Source organism: Desulfovibrio sp., from assembly GCF_035644575.1.
Taxonomy (GTDB): domain Bacteria; phylum Desulfobacterota; class Desulfovibrionia; order Desulfovibrionales; family Desulfovibrionaceae; genus Desulfovibrio.
Window position 1 is genome coordinate 1 of sequence record NZ_DASQOG010000194.1, and the last position, 6,732, is coordinate 6,732.

Annotated in this window: 6 protein-coding genes; 2 read left to right on the forward strand and 4 right to left on the reverse strand. The window is 59.6% G+C overall.

Annotation, left to right across the window (positions count from 1 at the left end; all coding sequences use genetic code 11):
• A partial coding sequence (locus VEZ52_RS10975) for an FAD-binding and (Fe-S)-binding domain-containing protein (protein ID WP_324836844.1) occupies positions 1-1,921 on the forward strand: 1,921 nt, incomplete at its 5' end.
• A 137-nt stretch (positions 1,922-2,058) separates the two neighbouring features.
• Positions 2,059-4,203: a hypothetical protein gene (locus tag VEZ52_RS10980; RefSeq protein ID WP_324836845.1), complete on the forward strand. Its 2,145-nt coding sequence runs from the start codon at positions 2,059-2,061 to the stop codon at positions 4,201-4,203.
• A gap of 119 nt (positions 4,204-4,322) precedes the next feature.
• On the opposite strand, the gene VEZ52_RS10985 is transcribed toward VEZ52_RS10980, so the two are convergent.
• The 4 genes from VEZ52_RS10985 to VEZ52_RS11000 form a co-directional block, all read right to left on the reverse strand.
• Complete coding sequence (locus tag VEZ52_RS10985) at positions 4,323-4,937, reverse strand: YkgJ family cysteine cluster protein (protein WP_324836846.1); 615 nt, start codon at positions 4,935-4,937, stop codon at positions 4,323-4,325.
• An 82-nt stretch (positions 4,938-5,019) separates the two neighbouring features.
• Entirely contained in the window at positions 5,020-5,562 is a 543-nt protein-coding gene (locus VEZ52_RS10990) for an NADPH-dependent FMN reductase (RefSeq protein ID WP_324836847.1), read from the reverse strand.
• A gap of 100 nt (positions 5,563-5,662) precedes the next feature.
• On the reverse strand, positions 5,663-6,067 hold the full coding sequence (locus tag VEZ52_RS10995; RefSeq protein WP_324836848.1) for a thioesterase family protein: 405 nt from the start codon (positions 6,065-6,067) through the stop codon (positions 5,663-5,665).
• Positions 6,068-6,335: 268 nt separating this feature from the next.
• Positions 6,336-6,713, reverse strand: coding sequence for a hypothetical protein (locus VEZ52_RS11000; RefSeq protein ID WP_324836849.1), 378 nt, complete (start codon positions 6,711-6,713; stop codon positions 6,336-6,338).
• Between the last annotated feature and the right edge of the window lie 19 nt (positions 6,714-6,732).

Below are 6,732 nucleotides of genomic sequence, written 5' to 3' on the forward strand. Positions count from 1 at the left end.
GCAGGCCTCCAAGGCTGCCTCGGGCGATGTTGCCGCCACCGAAATTTCGGATATGGAACTGGCCGCCCGCGCAGAAGACTTTCTTGCCAAGCTCAAGGAAAAATACCCCCATCTTGCCAAAAAGATCGACAAGATCAGGGAGTACATGGATGCCAGCCGCATTGTGGTTGCCAGCCACATGCACGCGGGCGACGGCAACTGCCATGTGAACATCCCTGTGAACTCCAACGATGCCCACATGCTTGAAGAAGCGGAAGAAACCGCAGCCCGCATCATGGCCGAGTGCCAGGAAATGGGCGGCGAGGTTTCGGGCGAGCACGGCATCGGCATCACAAAGATCGCCTTTTTCGGCAAAGACAAGATGGACGCCCTGCGCGCCTTCAAGGAGCGCGTGGATCCACGCGATGTGATGAACCCGGCCAAGCTGGTGTTCCGTGAACTGCCGGTGCGCCCCTTTACCTTCTCGTTCAACCGCCTGATCCGCGATATTCGCGAAAGCGGCCTGCCCGACAAGGAAAAGCTCATCAGCCTGCTTACCTCCATTCAGGTCTGCACACGCTGCGGCAAGTGCAAGCAGGTCTGCTCCATGTGCTATCCCGAGCGCTCCATGCAGTACCATCCCCGCAACAAGAACATGGTGCTGGGCATGCTTCTGGAGGCCGTGTACTACAGCCAGGTCAACAAGGGCCGCATCGAGGAAAGCCTGCACAAGGCCCTGCGCGATATTGTGGAGCACTGCACCGCCTGTGGCCGCTGCATGGCCAACTGCCCGGTCAAGATTCCCTCGGGCGAAGTGGCCCTTACCCTGCGCGCCCTGCTGGAACACGAAGGCGCTGGCGGGCACCCCATCAAGGGGCATGCCCTTGAGTGGCTCGCGCGCGACATCCAGAACCGTGTGCCCAAGGCGGCCAAAATGGCTTCGCTCGGGCAAAAGATGCAGAACAAGTTTCTCGGTTTCGTGCCCGAAATGTGGAAACGCCGCCTGAAAAGCCCGCTCTTTTCCGGTCGCGGCCCCAAGATGGGCTATACGAATCTGTATGAAACCCTCAAGCTGCACAGGGGTTCCATTTTTGCGCCTGCCGAGCCAACGCCGGGCATGCCCTGCGTCCTGTACTTCCCCGGTTGCGGCGGTGCGCTGTTCTATGACCGCATCGGCGTTTCGTCCGTCATGCTGCTGCTCAAGGCCGGATTTGCCGTAGCCGTACCGCCCCGGCACATGTGCTGCGGCTTCCCCCTGCTGGCTGCGGGCATGGATACGGCCTTTGAAGACAACATGGCCCAGAACCGGCAATATCTGGCCTCCATGCTGCGCAATCTTGCCAAGCTGGGCTTTGACTGCAAGCATTTGGTCACAGCCTGCGGCTCGTGCCGTGACGGCCTTGAACGCCTGCACATGGAAACGCAGTTCCCGCAGTTGACCCTGCGCGATGTGGGGCAGCTTACCCTGCCCCTGCTGGACAAGGACAAGCTCAAGGCTCCCCTGCCGGAAGGCTCAAAGGTGCTGTACCACGGCGCGTGCCACTGCGAATGGGCCGATGTGCACAAGATCAAGGGGCAAAAGCAGATCATCAAGGCGCTGGGCGACTTCAGCGGCGCCAAGATCACGCTCAACCCCGGCTGCTGCGGCGAATCGGGCATGGGCGCCATGACCTCGCCCGACATCTACAACCTGCTACGTTCACGCAAGCAGACGCGCCTTGGCGAAGCCTTTGAGCAGGGCAATGACGGCCCCGTGATTGTGGGCTGCCCCTCGTGCAAGATCGGTATTGGACGCTGCCTCATCAACATGCGCGACAAACGCCCTGTCATGCACGTGGTTGAATGGCTGGCCGGTCAGGTGGATGGTGAGGACCGCCGCCAGACCTTCCGCAAAAAGGTCAACGAAATGCGCGGCGAAGTGCGCGTTATTGACGTAAAATAACAACCTTATCATCAGGCGACCTGCACATGCAGGCTCGACCTCCTGTTTCCCTGGCAAGGCCAGCATACATTCCCAAAATACAGCGCGGGGGGTTCCGGTTACGGGGCCTCCCGCGCAAACACAAGGTCTGTCAGCATATGGCGCACACTGCCGATTCCTGCCCCGCGCACAACGGTAAATCCCCGGCCCCTGAATTCAAGGCGGATACCTTTACCTTGCCTGCCCCCGGCTGGGGCTGGTGGGGGGCGGTTGTGGCTTTGCTGCTGCCTTTTGCCTATGCCTTTTGCTTTCTGTTCCCGCGCGGGGATGACTTTGATGAAGTCACCAGGGCCATGTTCCCCTTTGATCTTCCCGGCGGGCTGTACGAAGTTGCCCGCGAATGGCTGACCTGGAGCGGGCGCTATACCTACCACTTCCTCGCGGTTTTTCTGGGCAAGGCAGGGGAAATCCGCCCCTTGTACGGGCTTGTATGCGCGGGCGTCGCGGCGCTGTTCGGCCTTGGCCTGTTCGGCCTTGCGCGGGTGGTAGGCGTACAGCGCGGCGCTGCCGCTTTTTGCGGGCTGCTGTGGGTGCTTGTGGTGCTTGCCAGCCATCAGAGCCTGCCCAACTTCTACCTGCTGACAGATGCGCTCACCATGGGCCTTTTGCAGGCCATGACCCTGGTCTTTCTGTGGATGCTCTGCCGCCTGTGGGCCGCTCCGACAACCGAGGCCCGCAAGGCGCGGCGTCAGGCCATCATAGTGGGGCTACTGACCGTTGGTGTGTTTGAGCATTCGGCCCTGGCGGCTTTGGCGGCATGTACGGTTGCTGTTCTGCTGGCCCTGGCCGATCGCTTTTCAAGCAGGGAGACGGAACCCGATGCCACGCAAAACGCCCGCACCCGTCTGCGCCATATGGGCGTTCTGTGGCTATGGGTTTTCGGGGCTTTGCTGTTTTCCTTTCTTGCTCCGGGCAATCAGGTGCGCAGGGCTGCCCGCCACATCGGCACAGACGTACAGCTGCGCCAGCTTGCCGCAGCTTTTGACGAATGGCGGCAGGTGGCTTTTTGGTTTTTTGACGGGCTGTGGCCGTGGGCTGTTCTGCTGCTGGTGCTTGTGCTGCGCGGCATGCGCGGGCAATGCCCGGCCGTTGCCAAGGGGACGGCGCGCTCCAGCCTGCTGATGGCAGTTTTGGCCATAGCCGCGTATCTGGGGCTTTCAGCCCTGCTCACGGTGCTGCATGCCCTCAGCGATGTGACCATCAGCTCCACTGGCAAACTACCCGCAGGGCTGACCATTTTTTCAGCCTATGCCTGCGGCTTTGCCCTCTGGGGTTTGCTGAACGCCTTTCCATCGGTGGAGCGCGCCATGGCGCGGCTGCCTCAACGGGCGCTCATGGCTGCGCTGCTCATCCCTCTGCTGGTTATGCTTGCCGGCAGCTCCAACTGGCGCAACACCATGACCAATGCCGCCAATGGCGGTATGCTCCACCTCGGACTGCAATTGCAGGAGCGCTACGACCTGTTGCAGGCCATGGGCGATGCCGCCCAGCCAAAGGATGCGCCGCCGCGATTCGGCCTGCTTGGGGAAATCTACCGGCCTGGCGCGCGCAAACGGGCTATTGACCCGAATCTGCCGCTGCCAGTGGTGCAGCGCAGCATTCCGGCGACGGTCTTTCCTGTGCAAATGGGTGAGGCCTTGCCCGCGCAACCAAAAACATGGCCCAACCTCTGGGCGGCCTGGATGCTGGGCCTTGGCGGCGTGTACAGCGCACCGCCCGTGGCCTCCGCAGCCGTGGCGGCGCTGGAGGCACCCTCGGACATGGCCGCGCAGAAGCCTGTAACGCTGGGCTTGCCGCAAGCCTTGCATGACGCTGGAATTGACGCTGCATGGCTGGTACGCGCCAATGGAGCACCGGCAAACGTACAACCGACTGCGGCTACCACCACGTTTAGCAACCTGTGGCTGGTGCTGCACGGACAGGATATTTCAAGGATTGAACGCATTGCGGTTTTGCGGCTCAACAAAACGGACTGGCGAAGGCTTATGCCCGTATTCCTGCAACGGCTTGCTGCATCACATCTTCTGGAGCGGCAAATAGTTGCAGACAGCACCGCCGGAAGCTCTGCATATCTGCAAATACTGGGTGCGCTGGCAGGCGAGCAAATCCACCTTCAAGCTGAAGGCTGGAAGGCAGGAGAATATCTGGCAGTGCCGGTGAGTCCGGCTGCCAATGTGCCGCTGGGCCTTTTTGTGAGCCTGAACAACGGCCCCATGCTTCAGCTTGAGCTGTCAAAACCCTGACCATCCGGACGTTAAAAATGCACGCAGGCGCAGGAGCCAACCACGGCTGGACTGACTAGCCTGAGCTGGTTGGCGGGTTTGGGCTGGCGTGGTTTGGCGGTCAGCTTGAATCGGCGGGGCTAGGCGTATTTTGCCCAGGGCACGGCCTGCAAGACCGTGGTGACACCGCGAAAGAAAGCCTGTGTTTCTTCCTCGGTAATGTGTTCCGGCAGGGTGTACCGTTCCCTGTACCAGGGCAATGTGAGCCGCAAGGCAGCCTGCATGGCATCCTGACGCGGATGCAGCACATCAGCAGGCCGGGTCTGGGTGGCATCCTCGCCCATTTTACATGGCTGGCCGAAAACAACATAGCGTCTGCACGCAATGGGACGCACAGAATAAACGCAGCAGCTCTTCTCCAACAGGAAAGGGCAAGCATCCCACACGGTTGCCCGCTCTCCACGGAACCGCGCAAAGGTTGCTTTGAGAGCATCCCGCCTGGAGGGGGGAAGCTCCAGCTCCGCAAAAAGGCGCAAGGCCAAAATTTCCAGTGGGGTTGCAGGGATGGGCTGGATACAGCATTGGCAGCACCCCGGCCCGCAGGCTGGCGGCTCCTTCTGGAGCGCGATGGAGGCCTCTACGTCGCAGTCCACCAGAGCAAAGGCGTCCAGCAGCAGACTCATGCCCGGCATGCGCTCAAACCGGTGATTCTGGTACCTCAAACGCTGTGCATTTTTTACCTGACAGGCAGCCATTTCCCACTCCGCATCAACACGCAGCCCCGCAGAAAACCACTGCCAAAACAGTGGCCTTTCCACGGGGCTGATAGATCGGGGGCTACTTCAGCCGTAACGTCCAGTCGGTCATGGCCTGCATGAGGGCCGTGGCCTGACCCGCGAGGGCTTCGTCCTGCACATCGCCGTTATCGGCAAAGGCAGGCGTGAAAGCATTGGAAAAAAGCTCAGGCTTGTTCAGCACGTGCAGGTTCAGATACACGCAGACCTGACGCAGATGGTACTGCGCCCGCGATGTGCCCATGCCGCCGCCAGCACCCACGATGCAGGCGGTTTTGCCCGTAAGGGGCGCAAGGTCGGGTTCGCGCGAGAGCCAGTCCAGCGCGTTTTTCAGCGCGGGAGCAAGAGAATAGTTGTATTCGGGGCAGGCCAGAACCAGCCCGTCCGCTGCGCTCACCTGATCAATGAGGCGCTGCACCACAGCGGGTTTTTCAATATCCGCATTGTAGAACGGCAGAGCGGAAATATCTGCAATTTCAAGGCTTACACCCTGAGGAAGATGCGCTGCGCAGCACCGCAAAAGCCCGGTATTGCGCGAAGCCTTGCGCAGACTGCCCGATATGCCGACAAAGGTAAGGTTGCCCATAACTACTCCTTAAGGGTTGCATAGACTCGAGTAGTTTACTGTGTTTTTACGCAAAAGCCCATATGCCTAGCCGCTGAAATTCCGCACGGAAGGTTCTTTATCAGGCCTTTGCCTTATCTCTGGTTCTGCTCTCAAATTTATCTTTGTTCACAACCACGCGATCGTGGGTGCCCTCGCCGATCAGCCCGGTTTCGTCATAGGCCGCCACCTTGAAACTCAGGCCTTTGCCATTGGGGGAAACTGCGGTCACTTCTGCGGTAAAGCGCACCTTCATGCCCAGGGGCGTAGCGGCCACATGGCTGACGCTGATGCCGGTTCCTACGGTCGTTTGCCCTTCCTCGAGGAGCGGCTGCACCACGTCCACGGCTGTGCCTTCCATCCAGGCCACCATCATGGCTGTGGAAAAAACACTTACTTTGCCGCTGCCCACAGTGCTTGCCAGCATGCCCTCGGTAACAGTGGTTTCTGCCGTGCCGTTCATGCCGGGTGCAATAGTATTGCTCATGTCTGCCTCGCTGGCTTTTTGGATTGGTAGCACGCAGAAAAGCATGCCGTGCGTCACTCAGATACTTGCGTATTGTTTGCCAGAGTAAAGGACTTGCCCAGCTCTTTCAACGGTTGTCTGCCTTGAGAGGCGGCATGCAGCGAATGGTGTAGCGGGTTGCAAAAAAGTTGAAGGCTGCAAAAAATGAAAAAGCCCTCGCAAAGAGGGCCGTTTCATGTGGAGGTTGCGCCGCCAACGCATACGCGGTGACTGCGGCTATATGGAAAAATCAGGCATTGGCTGCCTTAAGCATCTCTTCAACCATGGAAAGAGAAGGCGTCGCGCCAGAATCAAGGCCGCACAGGCCGCGCACTGCCAGCATGAGCATGTCAAACTGGAGGGCCATTTCGGTCACGCCGTTATGGATCACGCACACATCGCCGCGCATGAACAGCTTGTAGGCGTGACGGCTGCGCTCCTGCCCGCTGGAACGGACAATGTAATAGATCTGTTCATTGTTTTCAGTCACATACAGCTTTTGGCGGGTAAGTGTGCCAAGCGATTCGTCATACCAGGAACATTCCGAAAAAAGACGACCGCAAAAAGCAAAGTCGCAGCCGTTGTCCTGTTTCAGGCAAATGTCTTCCATGGTTTTCTGCACGTCCATTCATTCCCTCCGCAGGCTC